This window comes from Lysinibacillus composti (assembly GCF_016908465.1).
Taxonomy (GTDB): Bacteria; Bacillota; Bacilli; order Bacillales_A; family Planococcaceae; genus Ureibacillus; species Ureibacillus composti_A.
In genome coordinates, this window is record NZ_JAFBDY010000004.1 from 22,922 (window position 1) to 44,398 (window position 21,477).

A 21,477-nucleotide genomic window follows, 5' to 3' on the forward strand; every position below is an offset into this window, starting at 1 on the left:
CTAAATTCGCCAAGGTTAGTAAGATTATAGTATAATAAGAACAAACGTTTGTATTTAAGGTGGTGCATCATGGAACAAATAACGAAAAATTTATTGAATGGGATGAATCCTCAACAGGCTGAGGCAGTGAAGACTACAGAAGGACCACTTCTCATCATGGCTGGTGCAGGATCGGGGAAAACGCGCGTATTAACACATCGTATTGCTTATTTAGTTGTAGAAAAAGAAGTTTACCCTTCCAAAATTTTAGCCATTACATTTACCAATAAGGCTGCTCGAGAAATGCGTGAGCGTATTGATGGATTATTAGGAAATGGAACAACTCAAAGTATGTGGGTATCAACTTTCCACTCTATGTGTGTAAGAATATTGCGTCGTAATATTGATCGTATTGGCATTTCGAAAAACTTCTCAATTTTAGATTCAGCCGATCAGCTTTCTGTTGTTAAAAACGTTTCAAAAGAATTAAATATTGATTCTAAACGCTTTGAACCACGTGCAATATTAAATGCAATTAGTTCTGCGAAAAACGAATGTATTACATCAGACATGTATAAAGCGAAAATGAATCCAAACAACCCTTATGAAAGTGTAATTGCGCAAGTCTATGAAGGATATGAAAAAAGATTACGTCGAAATCAATCATTAGACTTTGATGATTTAATTATGACAACGATTACTTTATTTGAACGAGTTCCTGATGTTTTGGAGTATTATCAAAATAAATTTCAATATATTCATGTGGATGAGTATCAAGATACCAACCACTCACAATATAAACTGGTCCAATTGCTTGCCAAAAAATTTAAAAATATTTGCGTTGTTGGTGATTCGGATCAGTCAATTTATCGCTGGAGAGGCGCGGACATCGGGAATATTTTATCCTTTGAAAAAGATTACCCGAACGCAAAAGCTATTCTTCTCGAACAAAACTATCGTTCTACAAAACGTATTTTACAAGCCGCAAATGAAGTCATTGAAAACAATGAAAGCCGTTACCCTAAAAAATTACGTACAGACAATCTAGAAGGCGAAAAAATAGTTGTCTACAACGCTTATAATGAACAAGAAGAGTCTCAGTTTGTTGTTCAGACGATCCAAAAATTAATTGAAAATGAACACTACTCATTAGATGATTTTGCTATTCTTTATCGAACAAATGCACAGTCTCGTGTAATGGAAGAAGTTTTAGTGAAATCAAATATGTCTTATCAAATTGTTGGTGGTACAAAGTTCTATGACAGAAAAGAAATTAAGGACTTACTAGCCTATTTACGTTTAATTGCTAATAACGATGATGATTTATCTCTTGCACGAATTATTAATGAACCGAAGCGAAATATTGGTGCAACATCATTTGATAAGATTGCTACGTATGCAATTATCCAAGACCGTTCTATTTTTGATGCAATGAATGAAGCCCTGTTTATGGGATTGACTCAAAGAGCAGCAAACTCAGTAGAAAAGTTCCGTGAATTAATTGAAGGGTTTACAAAAATGCAAGACTATCTTTCGGTAACGGAATTAGTGGAACAAGTAATCGACAAGTCTGGCTATCGCCAAATGTTGGAAAACGAAAAAACTATTGAAGCAGAAAGTCGATTAGAGAATATTGAAGAGTTTTTATCAGTTACAAAAGCCTTTGAAGAAAGAAGCGACGATAAGTCACTGATAGCTTTCTTAACGGATTTAGCTCTAGTTGCTGATATTGATTCACTCGACAAAGAAGATACTTCTAAAGGGAATATTATCTTAATGACCATGCACTCAGCAAAAGGACTTGAGTTTCCGGTCGTCTTTATCATTGGTATGGAAGAAAATATTTTCCCACACTCAAGATCATTAGATGATGTCGCTGAGATGGAGGAAGAACGTCGGTTAGCGTATGTTGGCATAACACGGGCAGAGAAGAGACTTTACCTAACTTGTGCACAGTCACGTACCTTGTATGGGCGTTCAAGCTTCAATATGCCTTCAAGATTCTTACGTGAAATTTCAGATGAGCTAGTCGAACAAATTTCAAAAGCAGGGGGAAGACCTGACCCAGACGATTTACCATTCCGCTCTAGTCGAATGGGACGAGCACAAAGTTCAAGACGTACGATTGGAAATGTGCAAACCAAGTCGCAAGTTGAAAGTCTTCAATCGACTGGTGGGGACAAAATGCAATGGAAAGCTGGAGACAAAGCTGTACACAAAAAATGGGGTACAGGTACAGTTGTTAGTGTAAAAGGAGAGGGCGATGGAATGGAGCTTGATATCGCGTTCCCAAGTATCGGAATAAAACGTCTGTTAGCTGCATTTGCCCCAATTACAAAAGGTTAATCTAAAGAAAAACTGTTAGCAAGTGGATATGGAGGAGTAGAATGAACGACATTGAAAAACGAGTTGCCGAACTTAATGCACTTCTTCATGAATATGGTCATGCTTACTATGTATTAGATAAGCCACTAGTATCGGATGCTGTATATGACCAACTATTACATGAGTTAATTGCACTAGAACAAGAGAATCCTTCATTAATTTACCCCGATTCACCAACTCAACGTGTAGGTGGGGCACCACTTGAGGGATTCCAAAAAGTGACACATACGTATCCAATGTTAAGTTTATCTAATGCGTTCAATGTGGAAGATTTACGTGATTTTGACCGTAAAATTAGACAGTCAATTGGTGATGATTTCACTTATGTATGTGAGTTGAAAATCGACGGATTAGCGATTTCATTACGATATGAAGATGGTGTATTTGTGCAAGGTGCAACGCGTGGCGATGGCGTAGTTGGAGAAGATATTACGACAAACCTAAAAACGATTCGAGCAATTCCTCTTCGATTAAAAAAGCCTGTGACAATTGAAGTACGTGGCGAAGCATACATGCCTAAAAAATCATTCGACGCATTAAATCAAGCGCGCGCTAAAAAGGGTGATGAGCTGTTTGCGAACCCTCGTAATGCTGCAGCAGGCTCATTGCGCCAACTTGATCCAAAAGTTGCAGCAAGTCGGAATCTATCAACATTTATTTATGCTGTTGGTGGTAATGGTGAGGTGTATGGAATTGATTCACATGCAGAAATGCTCGACTATTTGCAAGACCTAGGTTTCCCATCAAATAAAGAACGACAATTTTGCGAAACAATTGAAGATGTATTAGCGTTTATTAATAAATGGACTGAAGAACGTCCAAATCTCGCATATGAAATTGATGGAATCGTGGTAAAGGTAAATCGTTACGCGCATCAAGATGAATTAGGATTCACAGCAAAAAGTCCACGTTGGGCAATTGCTTATAAATTCCCTGCTGAAGAAGTTTCAACAAAATTACTTGATATTGAACTAACGGTTGGACGTACGGGTGTCGTCACACCAACAGCCATCTTACAACCTGTTCAAATAGCAGGAACTACAGTAGGAAGGGCTTCACTTCATAATGAAGATTTAATCAGAGAAAAGGATATCCGAATCGGCGACACCGTCATTGTTCACAAAGCTGGAGATATCATCCCTGAAGTTGTAGGTGTTATGTTGGAACAACGTCCAGAAGACTCAGAACCATACAATATGCCAACAAACTGTATAGCATGTGATAGTGAGCTTGTACGTCTTGAAGGAGAGGTTGCTCTTCGATGCGTAAACCCAACATGTCCTGCACAAATTGCAGAAGGCATTAAGCACTTTGTCTCTCGTAATGCCATGAACATTGATGGATTAGGAGATAAGGTGGTAGAGTTGCTCCTACAAGAGAAGTATATTCGTGATGTTGCAGACCTTTATCATTTAGAAGTTGACCAATTAGCGAAATTAGATCGAATGGGACAACTTTCTGCTACGAACCTTGTCAACACAATCGAGCGATCAAAAGAAAATTCAATGGAACGATTAATTTTTGGACTTGGTATTCGTCACGTAGGCGCAAAAGTTGCAAGAATTGTTTCAGAGGAGTACGAAACGATCGAGCGATTAATGGCTGCAACGGTAGAAGAGTTAACGGCTATTCATGAAATCGGAGGAAAGATTGCAGAATCCATCGTTGCTTATTTTGATAATGATGATGTAAAACACCTTATCACACGATTAAACGAATCCGGCGTAAATATGGAGTATAAAGGTAAAAAAGTAGTCGTTGAAGCAGGAGAAAATCCGTTTGCAGGTAAGACAATTGTTTTAACTGGAAAATTAACGCAATTGACACGCAATGATGCTAAGGCGAAAATAGAAGAGTTAGGCGGAACAGTAACAGGTAGTGTTAGTAAAAAGACAGACCTTGTTATTGCTGGAGAAGATGCGGGTTCAAAACTGACAAAAGCACAGGATTTAGGTATTGAAGTTTGGGACGAAGATCGTCTTCTCGAACAATTACAAAAGTAAAGGAGTTTCAAACAATGAGCCGATATCGCTGGATTCCTGCGATGGTCGTTGTTGCAATGCTCACAGGTTGTGTACCTTCCATAAAAGAAGATACCGAAGTATTAACTGATGAAGCTGAAACAGAAGTTGAAACGACAATCATCCCCAATATGCAGTTGAGCGAAAGCTACTATAAAACTCTAGTCCCCTATAAAGAAAGTGCTAGCCGAGGACTAGTTGTATCTAATATTTTTACAAAGTACGATATTAAAGAAGTAGAAACAGGTTTGATGCGACTTTCGCAAAATGAATTTGATACAGAAAATTATTTCTTCCAAGAAGGCCAGTATTTAGACACTGAAACGGTAAGTAGCTGGCTTGCAAGAAGCAATCAAACAGAAGATGGATTAAATCCAGCTGCTCCAAAAGGAATGGATCCAGAAAAGCGTGCAAAAGAAGCACCTGTATATCTTGCACACCTTGTAGAGCAAAACTATTTAGTGAAAACTAATGATAATAAAGTAACGCTCGGTGGAATTTCTATCGGACTTGCCCTCAATTCAACTTATTATTATCAAAAAGAGCAATATGGCGAATATTACGAGGAAAAAATTTCGGATGCAGCTCTTGCTGAAAAGGGAAAAGAGATGGCCAATGAAGTTATTTCACGTTTGCGTGCAAGACCCGAATTACAAGATATTCCGATTGTAATTGGCCTGTATAAGCAAGAAGAACGTAACTCGATCGTTCCAGGTTCTTATTTTTCATACAATGTATCGAAGGCAGGTCAGAATGGATTAAGTGGGGATTGGCAAGGAATTAAAGAAGAATATGTAACCTTCCCAATGTCTAATCCAGAAGATATTTATCGTGATATTAATGATGGCTTCCAAAACTTTAAGCAAGATGTGGATAAATATTTTTCCAATTACACAAGTGTTATTGGAAGAGGATTTTATCAAAATAATAAAATCCAACAGTTATCAATTGAAATACCAATTCAATTTTATGGCACAACGGAAGTCATTGGCTTTACACAATATATTTCAGGTATTATTCTGAAACAATTGCCAACAGATATCACTATTGAAGTGAGTATTACTTCCGTTAATGGGCCAGAAGCGTTAATTTTAAAAGAAAGAAACGAAACTGAACCGTTTGTTCATATCTATAATTAAAGAGTTGCCCTTTTGAATAGGGCAGCTTTTTTCATTTGTTTATCTCAAAAGGGATGGGGTTTACTGGGTGAAATACTATTGAAAAGAAGATTTTACATAATCATGTTTGAAGATATGTCATAATTGGCGATAATTAAGAAGTAGTATAATGCTGAACTTTCGTGAATTTAATCAAATTTGTGATTTTTAGAAGGAAAAATGGTATCATTATTGCCAGGTTTAACTTTATTTACTATATAAAATTTAGTTCAGTAGGCGTATTTTTATTGCTCGAAATAAAGTTAAAAACTTGCACAAAATTTTTACAGAATTATAGTAGTACTTGTGCCAATTTAAAAATCAACCACAAGCAGTGTAATCAGTCTGTGAAAATCATAAGCCAATTTATTTATATTCGGAGGTGTAAAAATGGCAAAACTTACAAAAGAAGAAGTAAAGCACGTTGCTCACTTAGCACGTCTTGCTATTACAGATGAAGAGGCAGAAAAGTTTGCACAACAATTAGGGAAAATTACTGACTTCGCGGAGCAACTAAATGAGCTAGATACAACAAACGTTGAACCAACATCTCACGTATTACCAATCGTAAACGTTTTACGAGAAGACGTAGCACAAAAAGGTTTAAATCGTGACTTAATGATGCTAAACGTTAAAGATCAAGAAGCTGGTCAAGTGAAAGTACCACCGATTCTAGAAGACTAATACTTGAAAGTTAAGGAGGGACACCCTTTATGACGTTATTTGAACGCTCATCGAAAGAATTACAAGAAGGTTTACATAACGGCGATTTCACGATTGCCGACCTAACAAACGAAGCATTTTCTCGCATCGAACAACTTGATGAAGATGTAAAAGCTTTTTTAGCATTAAACAAAGAAAAAGCAACTGCGGAAGCAGCTGAAAAAGACCAAGTTCCATTTGCTGAACGTGGCCCTCTATTTGGACTTCCTATCGGTGTAAAAGATAACATCGTAACAGAAGGACTTGAGACAACTTGTGCATCAAAAATACTAGAAGGCTTCATGCCAATTTATGATGCAACAGTTGTAAAAAAACTGCGCGAAGCAGGAATGATTACAGTTGGTAAATTAAACATGGATGAATTCGCGATGGGTTCATCAAATGAAAACTCTTATTACAAAACTACAAAAAACCCTTGGAACTTAGATCATGTACCAGGTGGTTCTTCAGGTGCGTCTGCAGCATCTGTTGCTGCTGGTGAAGTACCATTCTCTTTAGGTTCTGACACAGGTGGTTCAATCCGTCAACCAGCAGCTTATTGTGGAGTTGTAGGGATGAAACCTACTTATGGCCGTGTATCACGTTTTGGTCTAGTTGCCTTTGCATCATCTTTAGATCAAATCGGACCAATTACACGTAATGTATATGATAATGCTCTACTTCTTGAGGCAATTGCAGGAGTAGACCCAAACGATTCAACTTCAGCAGATGTACCAGTTCCTAACTATGTTGCTAGTTTAAATGGCGATATTAAAGGTTTACGAATTGCAGTGCCAAAAGAATTCCTTGGTGAAGGTGTAGGCGAGACTGTAAAACAATCAGTATTAGATGCTCTTGAAGTATTAAGAGGCTTAGGTGCGACAGTTGAAGAAGTATCATTACCACATTCTAAATACGCATTAGCAGCTTACTATATTCTGTCATCTTCTGAAGCATCATCAAACCTTTCTCGTTTCGATGGAATCCGTTATGGTTACCGTGCAGAAGGCGTTAAGAACTTAATGGAACTTTATAAAGAAACACGTGCTCAAGGTTTCGGTGATGAAGTAAAACGCCGTATTATGCTTGGAACTTATTCATTAAGTGCTGGTACTTACGATGCTTATTACAAAAAGGCACAACAAGTTCGTACGTTAATTAAACAAGACTACGATAAAATTTTCGAAGACTATGATGTAATCATCGGACCAACTTCGCCAACTCCTGCATTTAAAGTTGGAGAAAACATTGATGATCCAATGACGATGTACCTAAACGACATCTTAACTATTCCGATTAACCTTGCAGGTGTTCCAGCGATTTCAATTCCATGTGGTTTTGAAAATGGACTTCCACTAGGTTTACAAATTATCGGTAAACATTTCGATGAGGAAACAATTTATCGTACTGCTTACGCTTATGAACAAGCGACAGACTTCAACAAACAAACTCCTCAAATTTGGGAGGGTAAATAATTATGAATTTCGAAACAGTAATCGGTTTAGAAGTACACGTAGAATTAAAAACAGAATCTAAAATTTTCTCTCCTTCACCGAACCACTTCGGTGCAGAGCCAAATACAAATACAACAGTAATTGACCTTGGTTATCCAGGGGTTTTACCTGTGTTAAATAAAAATGTTGTTGACTATGCTATTAAGGCTTCATTAGCACTTAACATGAAAATTAATCAACATACAAAATTTGATCGTAAAAACTATTTCTACCCTGATAATCCGAAAGCATATCAAATCTCTCAATTCGATAAACCGATTGGGTATGATGGTTGGATTGAAATTGAAGTTCCTGGAACAGATGGTCAGGAAGGTTACACAAAAAAAATCGGAATTACTCGTCTTCATATGGAAGAAGATGCTGGTAAATTAACACATGGTGACGGCTATTCTTTAGTTGACTTCAACCGTCAAGGTACGCCACTTGTTGAGATCGTTTCTGAGCCAGACATCCGCACACCAGCAGAAGCATATGCATACCTTGAAAAATTAAAATCAATTATCCAATATACTGGAGTTTCTGACGTACGTATGGAGGAAGGTTCACTACGCTGTGATGCGAACATTTCGATCCGTCCTTATGGTCAAGAAGAGTTTGGTACAAAGACTGAGCTTAAAAACTTAAACTCATTCAACTTTGTACGCAGAGGTCTTGAGTATGAAGAAGTACGCCAAGCAGAAGTATTAATGTCTGGTGGAGTAATTGAGCAAGAAACTCGTCGTTTTGACGAAAAAACTGGTAAAACAATTTTAATGCGTGTTAAAGAAGGAACAGATGATTACCGTTACTTCCCAGAGCCAGACTTAGTCGATCTTCAAATTGACGACGAATGGCTAGAACGCGTTCGTCAATCAATTCCTGAACTTCCAGACGCTCGTAAAAAACGCTATGTTGAAGAACTTGGATTAACAAATTACGATGCAAGCGTACTAGTTGTAAATAAAGAGATTTCTGACTTCTTTGATGAAATGGTTTCTGCAGGCGCAGACTCAAAATTATCTGCTAACTGGTTAATGGGTGATGTTTCTGCATACTTAAACGCTGAACAAAAAGAACTTGGCGATACTGCATTAACACCAGAAAACTTGGCAAGTATGGTGAAATTAATTGCGGATGGTACAATCTCTTCCAAAATTGCGAAAAAAGTATTTACAGAGCTTGTGAAAAACGGTGGCGATGCAGCGAAAATCGTAAAAGAAAAGGGATTAGTTCAAATCTCTGATCCAGCTGTATTATTAGGCTTTGTAACAGAAGTTCTTGACAACAACCCTCAATCTATTGAAGACTTCAAAAACGGGAAAGACCGTGCAATTGGCTTCTTAGTAGGTCAAATTATGAAAGCTTCAAAAGGACAAGCTAACCCACCAATGGTTAACAAAATCTTGCTTGAAGAAATTAATAAACGCTAATTTTATTAATCAATTACCCCATAAGTCGTAAATTCGGCTTATGGGGTTTTTATGTTTCCTGAAGTCGAAAGGATTGTAATTATCTACATCAAAAGGCAAAATAATAGTATGAAAAAGAGGAGGTAATGAGATGAAAACTGAACAACAATATTTTGAAGAATCTATGTCCATGGCAGATTACATGGATCAAATGACAACAAATTTAAAAGATCCAAGTTTTAAAGTATATGAAAACTTCAATGTGAATCAAGAAGATGACGTATTCGGGTTGCTAAAAGAGAAAAAGCCTCATATATTAGCTATAACTGAAGACTGGTGTGGTGATGCGATGTTAAACAATCCAGTTATTCGCAAAATCGCTGAAGAGGCGAACTTAGATATTCGTTGTGCATTCCGTGACGCAGATACAGATTTAATTGACCGTCACTTAACAAATGGAGGCAGAGCGATCCCGATTTATCTTTTCTTAAGTCAAGAAGGTGAAGTGATTGGGAAATGGGGCCCACGTGCACCTGAGTTACAACAAATGGTTACTGAAATGCGTGCAGAGCTCCCGGAAAAAGATGACCCTTCATTTGAAGAAAAACAAAAACAAATGTATACTACTATGCAGGAGAAATATGTCAAAGACCCACAATGTGCAAAATGGGTTTATGAAGATATAAAATCAGTTATTACGAAAGCGCTATCAGAATAAATTATGTTTTTAGTAACTATAATTTGAGCCTAGCGTCACGATAGATAATTACAGAAGTAGGATGGGCGATAAAATGAAAAGAGCTAGAATCATTTACAATCCGACGTCAGGAAGAGAAATCTTTCGAAAGTATCTACCAGAGGTTTTAGAGAGGCTTGAAACGGCAGGATACGAAACGTCTTGTCATGCAACGACAGGTGAAGGGGATGCAACGCTTGCTGCAGCGAAAGCTGTAGAGCGCGGATTTGATCTTGTCATTGCAGTCGGTGGGGACGGCACATTAAATGAAGTTGTTGCGGGAATTAGCCCTTATGAAAAACGACCAAAGCTTGGCTTAGTTCCAACAGGGACAACAAATGATTTCGCACGTGCAGTACAAATACCAAGAAAAATTGATGAAGCAATTGATATTATAGTCAAAGGCGATACGATTCCTGTAGATGTTGGATTAATTAATGATGAACGCTATTTCATTAATATTGCTGCTGGTGGTCGAATTACTGAACTAACTTATGAAGTACCAAGTAAAATGAAAACGATGCTTGGTCAACTTGCATATTACTTAAAAGGGATTGAAATGATTCCTTCCATTAAGGCTACAGAAATGCGAATCGAATATGATGATGAGGTATTCGAAGGAGAAGCTATGATGTTTTTATGCGGCCTGACAAATTCAGTGGGCGGCTTTGAAAAAATCGCACCAGATGCAAGTATTAATGATGGCTACTTTACCATGATGATTTTGAAAAAATGTTCAATTCCTGATTTCATCAGGTTAGCATCGCTTGCGCTCCGTGGTGAACATTTAAATGATCCGAATTTAATATATAAAAAGGCAAGTATTGTAAAAGTAGATTCCAAAGAAGAGGTTCACCTTAATCTAGATGGTGAATACGGTGGAGATGCACCGGCTACTTTTAAAAATTTAAAAAGACATATTGAAGTCTTCGTGCCAATTGATGATATTCGCGAGCAAGATCGAGTAGAACTTAATTGGAAGGAAACAGAAGATTAAAATGTATAATGGGTACTACCTATATAAATGGTCAGTGAAAGCTGGTATTTATATAGGTATTTTTTTGTTTTTTTCGGTAATAAGTGATTTATGTAAGATATTTTTAAGGAGTTTTGTGTTTATAAGAAGGTTGAAATTCATAAATGGGTAAGCTGAAGAATAGTCGAGTTGCTCTATAAAAGAGAAAGGGCGCCTTCATAAATGGAAATCTAGCGCTTTATAAAGAAAAAGAGCTCTCTCAAAAGGGAATGTCTACTTCACAACATAAACCTCAACCATTTATTCATACATTTGAAGGGATATCATTAAGCAACTAAATTAGAGCTTTCATACACAGATAGGGTTCAATACTAAAAGGAGAGAGGTTAATTTGTATAAAAGACAAGAAAAGTGGCTTATATACCTAAGTTTTGGAGTGGCTGCCATTATGCTCCTTTCTATACTGGGAAGGATATTTGGAAGTTAGGAGGACGATGGTTTGATTAATGAAGAAGCAGTATTTTGGAGTCGTGTGTTAACAGAAACAACGCTCTCTTTTCATATTATTTACGCTACTATAGGTGTTGGAATCCCATTAATGATTATGATTGCACAATGGGTTGGGATAAAAAATAATGACGAGCACTATATTTTACTTGCAAGACGATGGGCGAGGGGCTTTGTCATAACTGTTGCAATAGGGGTTGTAACAGGGACTGCGATTGGACTACAACTTTCGCTACTTTGGCCAAACTTCATGCAGTTTGCTGGACAAGTTATTGCGCTTCCGCTTTTTATGGAAACTTTTGCGTTCTTCTTTGAGGCCATCTTTTTAGGGATTTATTTATATACTTGGGACCGATTTGAAGATCAGAGAAAGCACTTACTCCTTCTTATTCCTGTTGCCATTGGGGCTTCAATGTCTGCAGTCTTTATCACAATCGTTAATGCATTTATGAATGCCCCTCAAGGGTTTGAAGTGTTGAATGGAGAGCTGGTGAATATTCAACCATTAATCGCTATGTTTAATCCAGCGATGCCGACTAAAGTGGCCCATGTTTTAGCATCAGCTTATATGACGGCTGCATTTGTTCTAGCTTCGATTGCAGGGATTCGTCTGTTACAGGGTTCAAACCATATTTATCATAAAAAGGCGCTTTATTTGTTAATGAAATTAGGGTTTATCTTTTCAGTAGCGACAGCCCTAATAGGGGATTTTTCTGGGAAGTATTTGTCAGAATATCAACCTGAAAAACTTGCGGCGGCTGAATGGCACTTTGAAACAGAAGAAGGTGCAGAATTACTTTTATTTGGAGTACTTGAGGGGGAAGACGTTAAATACGAGATCCGTATTCCTTACGCGTTAAGTATTTTAGCACATAGTAATCCAAAGGCAGAAGTACTGGGGTTAAATGAATTTCCTCAAAATGAGATTCCGCCTCTTTATATTCATTATTTATTTGATTCAATGGTTATGATTGGGATGTTTTTACTGTTCGTTTCACTTGTCTATATTGTAGCGATGTCGAGACGGTGGAGTTTTATTAAAAAGAGATGGTTCCGGTGGGTTGTTGGCGCTTGTGGACCATTATCCATCATTGCGATTGAAGTAGGATGGTGGCTTACGGAAGTTGGTAGACAACCATGGATTTTAAGAGGATATATGAGAACAGAACAAGGAGCAACCACAAGTGGGAGTGTTGATTTGATGCTACTATTATTCTGTATTCTGTATATTGTATTAGGTATTGGAAGCATAGTGGTGTTAAGGAGAATGTTCCGTAAAAATCCAATCGAACGTGAAATAGCAGAGCGACATGCCGATAGGAAGGTGAAGTAAATTGGGTCTTGAGATTTTAGGAATTACAGTTTTATGGCTATTCCTCTTCGGCTATGTAATTATTGCGTCCATCGACTTTGGAGCTGGATTTTTCAATGCCTACAGTATTTTAACGGGTCGTTCGCATATTTTAACGAATATTATTAGTAGGTATTTATCACCGGTTTGGGAAGTGACAAATGTATTTTTAGTCTTTTTCTTTGTAGGAATTGTCGGTTTCTTTCCTAAAACAGCCTATTATTATGGGACGATTTTGCTTGTACCGATCAGCATCTCAGTAGTATTGTTATCTATTCGCGGTTCCTATTACGCATTTGAGGCTTACGTATCGAAAGGGCATAAAGGCTATGCTTTTGCATACGGGGGAGCCGGATTATTAATACCTGCATCATTGTCCGTTGTGTTTACCATCTCAGAGGGTGGATTTGTAGAGATCGTTAATGGTGGGCCTCAATTAGATTATTGGAAATTATACACAAGCCCTCTTTCCTGGAGTATTGTCTTACTAAGTATTGTAGCCGTTCTTTATATATCGGCTGTCTTTTTGACATGGTATGCATGGAAAGCTGGAGATCAACCTGCATCACAACTAATGCGTAAATATGCACTAATATGGGCAGCACCATTAATAATTACTGCAGTAGGCATCGTCTATGAAATGCGAAGCCATAATGTCGAGCGATTTGAGATGATGGGAAATCTATGGATGGTTTTTGCCTTATCTGCAATTCTTTTCATATTTACCATATGGTGTATTTGGCAAAAAAGACATTATGGCTTAGCAGTTATTTTGTTAATTCTTCAATTTGCATTGGCATTTTTTGCATATGGTTTCTCTCATTATCCGTATTTATTATATCCATATTTAACTATTCACGAAGGGTTCACCAATACGGAGATGGCACTCGCTCTAGTTATTGCTTTTATTGCAGGACTGTGCTTACTCATACCATCACTTTATCTATTGTTTAGACTGTTTGTGTTTAACAAGGGTTACGTGAGAGGTGAACGGAAAGAACATGTATAGGAGGGGAATCATATGAATGAGTTTATGATATTTGTTGCTCCATTTTTAACTATAATCTTTGCGATATTTTTTGCATTTTATGTTGCGCCAAAGGATCGATTTGTAAAAGAGAATGAACGGCATAGAAGATAAAGGAGCTGCTTTTACTAGTAGCTCTTTTATTTTTTTTGAGGCAAATCTGTAGAAAAAGAAAAAATAACATAATATAGTCAGATTTGTTTTTATTACATTCGTTTGTGTCCATGCTAAAATAGAGGAGCTGAATGGAGGACGTAACAATGGTAACACCAGTAAAAAAGAATGATCGAAAAACAGTTTATATAGAAGATTTGACTCATGACGGGAATGGCGTGGCAAAAATAGATGGCTATCCGTTATTTATTCGCGGAGCACTTCCACAAGAAACAGTGGAGGTTCACGTATTAAAAACACTAAAAAATTATGGATTTGCCAAAGTAGTGGAAATCCTGGAGTCTTCGCCTGATCGTGTTAAAGCGCCATGTATTTATTTTGGTCCTTGTGGAGGGTGTCAACTTCAACATTTATCATACGAGGGGCAGCTTAAATGGAAAGAAAATATGGTGCGCAACGTCATGAAACGTATTGGGAAAATCGATGTGCCTGTACTTCCAGTAAAGGGTATGAAGGATCCGTGGAATTATCGTAATAAATCGCAAATCCCATTTTCAATAACTGAAACGGGGCCAGTAGCAGGATTTTATAAGATGAAATCTCACGAAATTGTGGATATGGAACGTTGTCTAATTCAAGTAAGTGAAGCAGATAGCATGATGGCCAATTTGAAAAAAGAGTTAACAGACATTGGGTTGCAGCCTTATAATGAGGCCACTCATCAAGGAATGCTACGCCATGTTGTTGTTCGAAAAGGAAGAGTGACGGGGGAAGTAATGATTGTACTCATTACGAAAAGTCGCAAGTTTCCTCAAAAAGAACAGGCAATCGAAGTGATACAAAGACTTGTACCGAATGTGACGTCCATTGTACAAAACGTGAATAGTGAGAAAACCAATGTGATTTTTGGTAATGAAACGATTACACTTTGGGGCAAAGATTCCATTGAAGACACAATCGGTGGTGTACGTTTCGAAATTTCTGCACGCTCATTCTATCAAGTAAACCCTGTACAAACAGAGGTATTATATAAACAGGCGTTAGACTACGCACAACTAACAGGTGATGAAACCGTTATAGATGCATACTGCGGTATTGGTACGATCTCTTTATTCTTAGCTCAAAATGCAAAATCTGTAATGGGTGTAGAAATCGTGGAACAAGCAATTGAAGATGCAAAGCGTAACGCAGAACTAAATGGTTTCACCAACACGTATTTCGAAGCAGGCCCAGCAGAAGAAGTCATTCCTCGTTGGTATAAAGAAGGTAAAGAAGCTGATGTGTTAGTAGTTGACCCACCTCGCAAAGGTTGTGACGAAGCATTACTTAACACAATCATTGAACAAAGGCCGAAACGAGTCGTTTACGTATCGTGTAATCCAGCGACACTTGCGCGGGACCTAAGAATCCTAGAAGATGGTGGATATAAAACGATGGAAGTGCAGCCAGTAGACATGTTCCCTCAGACGACACACGTGGAGTGTGTTGCCTTGATGTCTAGGGTGGAGAAATAGCGCTATTCAAAGTAATGATAAATAAAGGGTTTTCGAGATTGGGAAACATTCTGCCAGTTGTGCGATGGATATTCTTAGTCTCGAAAACCCTTGTTTTTATTTACTAAGGAAACATATCGACTGTGGAAATGGGCAAAGGGTTGAGGAGATAGGATGGATAATTTTGTAGGGTGTGGAGATAGGATAGATGTAATAAATAACAAATGTCCAAACTATATCTGTTCGAAATGATAGGTGGAATTGAAATAATAAGTATTTAATATAAACAGTATATATCAACGCTAATTCATATCTACTACCATTAAATCATATTTAATATTGCAATTTTATATTAAAATATTTATATTCATAGGTTTTTATGTTATAATAGATTACTATAATTATTATCACCAGTTTGATATCCGAGGTGAAAGAAATGAATGAGATGAATGAAAAATGGTCAAACCTTGAGGAAATTTCTGAGTATTTAGGGGTTACAAAAGATACAATTCGAAATTGGATAAAAAAAACTGATATCCCTGCTCATAAAATTGGTCGGCAGTGGAAGTTTAAACTTTCAGAAGTTGATGAATGGGTCAAGAGTGGAAAAAGTGCGATAGAATAAGTTTTGGAAGGAAGAGCTTTATGGCAGAAATACGTTTATACAACGGTGATTGTATCGAAACGATGAAGCAACTAGACGATGCATCTGTTGATTTGATAATAACCGATCCCCCATATAATTTAGGGAATTTTATGAAAAATAGAGATACCAATCTTGTAAAAATGAGAGAAAACTTTTTTGGAGCAGCTGGTTGGGATGACCTTGACTTTGATGATTGGCAAAAGTCAATGGATAACTTTTTTATGGAGTCTGCTAGGGTATTAAAAAAAGGTGGTTCTATGATTGTCTTCATGGCAATTATTAAAGTTGAAACGTTGATTAGGCTTGCAGAAAAAAGTGGATTTTATTATAAGACTACAGGTATTTGGCATAAGTTAAATCCAATGCCACGAAATATGAATCTCCATTTTGTCAATTCAACTGAAGCATGGCTATACTTCACATATAAAACACGTACAGGTACATTTAATAATGAAGGGCGTTTAATCCATGATTTTATAGAAACCTCAATTACACCGAATGGGGAGAAAAAATATGGCAAGCACCCTACTCAAAAGCCAGAACAATTAATGGAACATTTTGTGGAAATTTTATCTATTGAGGGTGATACTGTCTTGGACCCATTTATGGGAAGCGGAACAACTGGAGTAGCTGCGAAAAGACATAATAGAAACTTTATTGGAATTGAGTTAGATAAAGATTATTTTAATGCTGCATCTAAGCGTATCGAGGAGGTGCAAAATGAAGCCTAAAGTAATCGATTTATTTGCAGGTGTTGGAGGAATGTCTTTGGGATTTGAACAAATGGGATTTGATGTAGTATTTGCAAATGAATATGATGTCTCAATAGCAGATGCCTATAAAATAAACCATCCTAATACGGATATGTTAGTGGCCGATATAACAACTGTAGATTTTGAAAAAACATTTTCAAGGTATTTTGGGGAAATAGACGTGATTATCGGAGGGCCACCATGTCAAGGATTTTCGCAGAAGGGTCAGAGAAAAACAATTCATGATGAACGTAATTTCCTTTTTAAGTCTTTTGTGAGAGTTGTTGAGAAAGTACGACCAAAGTACTTTGTGATGGAAAATGTCCCCAATTTACTTACTGCTGAACGCGGGTATTTTAAGAAGGAACTAGAGAAACTCTTTAATGACATGGGTTACGAATTAAACATGGGAGTGTTAAATGCGTCAGATTATGGAGTGCCACAAAATAGAAGACGTGCGATAATTATTGGTAAGCAAGGAGATGTTGCCCCTTCACTCCCAACACCACAAGAAGGTAAAGTAACAATATGGGACGCAATAAGTGATTTAGCTTACTTGAATTCTGGTGAGGGATCTGAAAAACAAGAATATAGAAACCCGCCACAAAGTTCTTACCAAGAAACTTTGAGAAAAGAATCAACTATTTTATATAATCACGTTGCAACTAATCATTCTGCTTTAGCTTTAGAAAGGTTGTCATTGATTCCACCAAATAGTGGCAAGGAGGTTCTTCCAGAAGAGCACTTAACAAAATCTATTTATAGTGGTACTTGGACCCGTATGAGAAAAAATGAAGTATCTGTTACCATTACGACACGGTTTGATACACCATCATCAGGAAAGTTTACACATCCTTTTTTGAATCGTGCAATTACTGTTCGTGAAGCGGCTCGCATACAGTCTTTCCCAGACTCCTTTCACTTTGTTGGTACTAAAGGATCTCAAATGAAACAGGTAGGAAATGCTGTTCCGCCTTTATTAGCTAAAGCCATTGCTCAGGTTATTATGAAAGATATAGAAGTCTATAAGGAGGATACTGCATATGCAAAGGCCTGAAAACATGGAAATTTATGAAGATATAGATTTAAAGCTTGGCATTAAGTCATCTTTGCCCAACGTTAAAGCTACACTTGCCCTTTTTATTTTGATTTGGAAGAGTGAAGGACGTCCGGCAGAAGTAAAATATTCAGTTCAAGATGGTGATTCAATTCGTATTTCGGATGAACTCATGAATAAGCTTATTGCATACTCTTCACCAGTGTATAGTGCTCATGGCGTTTCGGATGATCAATTTCGTCAAACGGTGAATAACAATCAACTATTAAAATCACAAATGGAAGCTCTTATTGTAGCGTTTGAACTGTATTGGAAATTGGGCGAAATTGTTTTTCAGGATAATACTAAGCCTGTTAGTTCTGAGAGAACAGGTGGTGTGAGATATCCAAAAGAGATACATTTTACTTTGAATATGGATATTATTGATGTAGCTATGGCTGTGGCAGAGGAGAAATATAAGGAAGTTTTGCTTAATTGGTTGGGATTGAATGTTGCCACAAGTGAACGAGAAGATAAATTGCTTAAGTCCGTATTAACGGCTTTGTCAGAAACAGCCGTATTTAAACTTGATGATAGTGGTCAAGATGTAATTTTTAATCAAGATAGCATCTATCGTAAACTTTTAGCTACCACCGAACCAGTAGACATTAATGGTGATAAAGAAGCCAAGGGTTCATTACGAGTTCTGAAAACCTCGCTAAATGATGGAACTAATCCATATTTGAACTATTCGCGTGGAACAGTTACTTCTACAAATGATCCGGATCTAAACCTTGCCGATTATCAAAAACGTGTTTCTACATTCTTGTCTCTAAGTACTACAAAAATCGTAGGAATTGATGAGTATGAAGAAGTACAGAGTGGGGCAGATGCTGCACATGAATCCAATGATGACTATCTTACCGATTCTTCTAATGCTGAATTAATAAAATATAAAACAGGATATCAAACTGATTTCCACCATAATAGAATTATCTTTGGTGCTCCAGGAACAGGTAAAAGTTATACTTTAAATCGAGATAAGGAGACCTTGCTTAAAAATGGTGGCGAGTACGAGCGTGTGACTTTCCATCCCGACTATTCGTATGCTAACTTTGTGGGAACTTACAAGCCTACGATGGTGGATTCAGTAAAGAATCTGATTGGAAGCAAAGATGAGAGGGATGTTTTAACTGTTCTGTTGGATGATAAAACGGCTCAAGAAAAATATGATTTGCTATATGAAAAATTTAAAGATGGCGATTTAACTCGCTTACCACTTTTACTAGGATTATATAGTGATGACAAGTTTAAAACTAAGAAAAAAGATGGCTCTGATGCTAGTGGTGATAATAGCGTTGAACGAAATCATGGTCGTGCGATTAGGCCATATGTAAATCTGATTTCAAATAAACAACCTGCTAGTGAAATTGCATATGAATACGTTCCTGGCCCATTTATGAGGACGTATGTTAAAGCACTTAAAAATGCTCAGTCAGATAGTCCTAAGCCATTTTTATTAATTGTTGAAGAAATCAACAGAGCGAATGTTGCAGCTGTATTTGGTGATATATTTCAGTTATTAGACCGTGATGAGGATAATGTTAGTGAATATGCTATTCAAACATCTGAGGATATTAAAAAATATCTTGCTAAAGAATTAGGAGGTAATCCACAAGAGTATTCTGAAATCAAAATTCCAGATAATATGTTTATATGGGCAACTATGAATAGTGCTGACCAAGGAGTATTCCCTATGGATACTGCATTCAAACGTAGATGGGACTTCACTTATTTAGGTATTGATGATAGCGAAGAAAAAATTGTAGGTAAAACTGTTGAACTAGGTAAAGGTGCAAACAAGAGAATAGTTGAGTGGAATGAATTGCGTAAAGCGATAAATACTGAACTTCTTTCATATAAAGTGAATGAGGATAAGTTGCTTGGCCCATATTTTCTGTCAAGGAAAATCGTTCCTGAAACGGAGCCTATTGACCCAACAAAGTTTATCGCCACATTTAAGAGCAAAGTTATCATGTATTTATTTGATGACGCAGCAAAGCAAAAACGCCAGACTCTTTTTGATGGTTGTAATGATAAGACGACATACTCTTCTATTTGCAAAGAGTTTGAGGAAAAGGGTGTATTTATCTTTGCCAAAAATATCAGCAATAAATTCCCTGCTACTGCACCTACAAATAACCTTACAGGGGACGGTGCAGAATGATATCGAAGTTTGTCCGAGAACAGAAAAGATACAATCAAACTGAATTACAGGACATCTTTCAATGCTCGGAAGAAAAAACGGTAGATATTATTAAGCGTTTGAAAGAGTTTGGTGTTCTAAAGGCTGTTAAAGCTACGGATTCTCAAAAAAATATGTCAGACCTTTTGGAAGAGGATATTGAAGTTGCAGATGTAGAAATTGGTGAGAACGAATACCTTTATGTGTTTACTTTCGTTGGCGTAATAACCGTTTGGGGTTGTGTATTAAAATGCTATCCTAAATATATCTTAACTAATAATGATCCCTTAACTGAGTTAAAAACAATAATAAAAGTTCTTGAAAAGTATAATGCCAAAGAGCAAATCATTCGTATGTATAATGATAACAGTGAAAGTAGTGCTTTCAACTTGCTTGCTGTTATGATTTTCTTGCTACATGACTACTACGAAAATGGTGCATATACGAATACAAAGGATATAATTGAAACTAATGGTTCGGGTGAAATACTGTGGGACAAGACGATAAATGAGACCTTTACTTATCTCAGTAATAATCGACCATATTACATAGAACTGTTTACACAAAAACGTATAAATGATGATTTTGATTACTTTAAAAGACTCCATGAATCTATTATAAGTATTTGCTCTAGGGAACTAAAAGATGCAGATTTATTGGATTTGTTTGATATACTGCCGGTTGAAGTGTCCGATGAAGAACTTGATGACTTTGGAGAAAAAGACTATATACTTTACCGCATACAAAATGAATTGAATTTGCAGTTTAATACAAGAAAGCAGTTATTACTAAAGACGTTATACGCCTATGTTGCACATAGTAGTACACTTGCAGAAATTGATTGTTTCACTATGTTTGGTACAAACAGTTTTAATTTAGTATGGGAAAAGGTGTGTGCGGAAGTACTGGACAATCAATTACAGACTCCACTAGGTTCACTGCCTATTTCGTTATCTGACGGATATAATCCTTATGACCTGCTCATTTCATTAATAGAAAAGCCAAAGTGGAATGGTTATAAGCAAGATGGTTCTGAATTTCAAAAGGCCGCTAGGGAAACCCTCGTCCCAGACCTTGTGTCAATCCATAAGATGAATAACTCACATCAGTTCATTATATTTGATGCTAAGTATTATAATATTCAACTTGAGCATGGAAAAGAACTACGGGGACAACCTGGAATTGGTGATATTACAAAGCAGTACCTATATCAGTTGGCATATAAAAATTTTGTTAATGATCATGGAATTCAAGATGTTAAAAATTGCTTTTTGATGCCAACCGAACAACATAGCATTATTAATAAGGGATACGTCAATATAGAAATGTTAGATGCTCTCGGGTTACAGAATATACAAATAAGACAGTTGCCCGCAGAATTGATATACTCGCACTATTTAGCAAATGAAAAAATGGATATAGGCTTACTTCATTTATAAAGGGGATGT

General features: G+C 36.9%; 17 protein-coding genes. All 17 read left to right on the forward strand.

Annotated elements, in window-relative coordinates; translation table 11 throughout:
* The first annotated feature begins 69 nt into the window (after nucleotides 1–69).
* Nucleotides 70–2,325: a DNA helicase PcrA gene (pcrA, locus tag JOD29_RS06360; protein WP_124763812.1), complete on the forward strand. Its 2,256-nt coding sequence runs from the start codon at nucleotides 70–72 to the stop codon at nucleotides 2,323–2,325.
* Nucleotides 2,326–2,366: 41 nt separating this feature from the next.
* Complete coding sequence (gene ligA, locus JOD29_RS06365; RefSeq protein ID WP_124763813.1) at nucleotides 2,367–4,367, forward strand: NAD-dependent DNA ligase LigA; 2,001 nt, start codon at nucleotides 2,367–2,369, stop codon at nucleotides 4,365–4,367.
* 14 nt (nucleotides 4,368–4,381) lie between these two features.
* Nucleotides 4,382–5,524 (forward strand): CamS family sex pheromone protein, encoded by a 1,143-nt coding sequence (locus JOD29_RS06370; protein ID WP_124763814.1) that lies wholly within the window; start codon nucleotides 4,382–4,384, stop codon nucleotides 5,522–5,524.
* A 408-nt stretch (nucleotides 5,525–5,932) separates the two neighbouring features.
* Entirely contained in the window at nucleotides 5,933–6,226 is a 294-nt protein-coding gene (gatC, locus tag JOD29_RS06375; protein ID WP_124763815.1) for an Asp-tRNA(Asn)/Glu-tRNA(Gln) amidotransferase subunit GatC, read from the forward strand.
* A gap of 29 nt (nucleotides 6,227–6,255) precedes the next feature.
* Nucleotides 6,256–7,719 (forward strand): Asp-tRNA(Asn)/Glu-tRNA(Gln) amidotransferase subunit GatA, encoded by a 1,464-nt coding sequence (gene gatA, locus JOD29_RS06380; protein WP_124763816.1) that lies wholly within the window; start codon nucleotides 6,256–6,258, stop codon nucleotides 7,717–7,719.
* A gap of 2 nt (nucleotides 7,720–7,721) precedes the next feature.
* Nucleotides 7,722–9,167 (forward strand): Asp-tRNA(Asn)/Glu-tRNA(Gln) amidotransferase subunit GatB, encoded by a 1,446-nt coding sequence (gene gatB, locus JOD29_RS06385; RefSeq protein ID WP_124763817.1) that lies wholly within the window; start codon nucleotides 7,722–7,724, stop codon nucleotides 9,165–9,167.
* Between the two features lie 130 nt (nucleotides 9,168–9,297).
* Entirely contained in the window at nucleotides 9,298–9,864 is a 567-nt protein-coding gene (locus JOD29_RS06390) for a thioredoxin family protein (RefSeq protein WP_124763818.1), read from the forward strand.
* Nucleotides 9,865–9,937: 73 nt separating this feature from the next.
* A complete protein-coding gene (locus tag JOD29_RS06395; protein ID WP_124763819.1) occupies nucleotides 9,938–10,879 on the forward strand; it encodes a diacylglycerol kinase in 942 nt (313 codons plus the stop codon).
* Between the two features lie 478 nt (nucleotides 10,880–11,357).
* Nucleotides 11,358–12,698 carry a cytochrome ubiquinol oxidase subunit I gene (locus tag JOD29_RS06400; protein WP_124763820.1) on the forward strand — a complete coding sequence of 447 codons (1,341 nt, stop codon included), beginning with the start codon at nucleotides 11,358–11,360 and terminating at the stop codon, nucleotides 12,696–12,698.
* 1 nt (nucleotide 12,699) lies between these two features.
* Nucleotides 12,700–13,725 carry a cytochrome d ubiquinol oxidase subunit II gene (locus JOD29_RS06405; RefSeq protein ID WP_124763821.1) on the forward strand — a complete coding sequence of 342 codons (1,026 nt, stop codon included), beginning with the start codon at nucleotides 12,700–12,702 and terminating at the stop codon, nucleotides 13,723–13,725.
* A 12-nt stretch (nucleotides 13,726–13,737) separates the two neighbouring features.
* On the forward strand, nucleotides 13,738–13,857 hold the full coding sequence (gene cydS / locus JOD29_RS20795) for a cytochrome bd oxidase small subunit CydS family protein (protein WP_420844546.1): 120 nt from the start codon (nucleotides 13,738–13,740) through the stop codon (nucleotides 13,855–13,857).
* Nucleotides 13,858–14,003: 146 nt separating this feature from the next.
* Nucleotides 14,004–15,371 carry a 23S rRNA (uracil(1939)-C(5))-methyltransferase RlmD gene (rlmD, locus tag JOD29_RS06410; RefSeq protein ID WP_124763822.1) on the forward strand — a complete coding sequence of 456 codons (1,368 nt, stop codon included), beginning with the start codon at nucleotides 14,004–14,006 and terminating at the stop codon, nucleotides 15,369–15,371.
* 415 nt (nucleotides 15,372–15,786) lie between these two features.
* The gene (locus JOD29_RS06415; RefSeq protein ID WP_035198876.1) at nucleotides 15,787–15,975 is read left to right on the forward strand and encodes a helix-turn-helix domain-containing protein; all 189 of its coding nucleotides are present in this window, start codon (nucleotides 15,787–15,789) and stop codon (nucleotides 15,973–15,975) included.
* A 20-nt stretch (nucleotides 15,976–15,995) separates the two neighbouring features.
* Entirely contained in the window at nucleotides 15,996–16,727 is a 732-nt protein-coding gene (locus JOD29_RS06420; RefSeq protein WP_082169272.1) for a DNA-methyltransferase, read from the forward strand.
* Entirely contained in the window at nucleotides 16,717–17,805 is a 1,089-nt protein-coding gene (locus tag JOD29_RS06425) for a DNA cytosine methyltransferase (protein WP_048717973.1), read from the forward strand. Before JOD29_RS06420 ends, JOD29_RS06425 begins: the two co-directional genes overlap by 11 nt.
* Nucleotides 17,792–20,011, forward strand: a complete 2,220-nt coding sequence (locus JOD29_RS06430) for a 5-methylcytosine-specific restriction endonuclease subunit McrB (protein WP_053094372.1) — start codon at nucleotides 17,792–17,794, stop codon at nucleotides 20,009–20,011. Before JOD29_RS06425 ends, JOD29_RS06430 begins: the two co-directional genes overlap by 14 nt.
* Nucleotides 20,008–21,468, forward strand: a complete 1,461-nt coding sequence (locus JOD29_RS06435) for an LlaJI family restriction endonuclease (RefSeq protein WP_048717975.1) — start codon at nucleotides 20,008–20,010, stop codon at nucleotides 21,466–21,468. Before JOD29_RS06430 ends, JOD29_RS06435 begins: the two co-directional genes overlap by 4 nt.
* Nucleotides 21,469–21,477 lie beyond the last annotated feature (9 nt).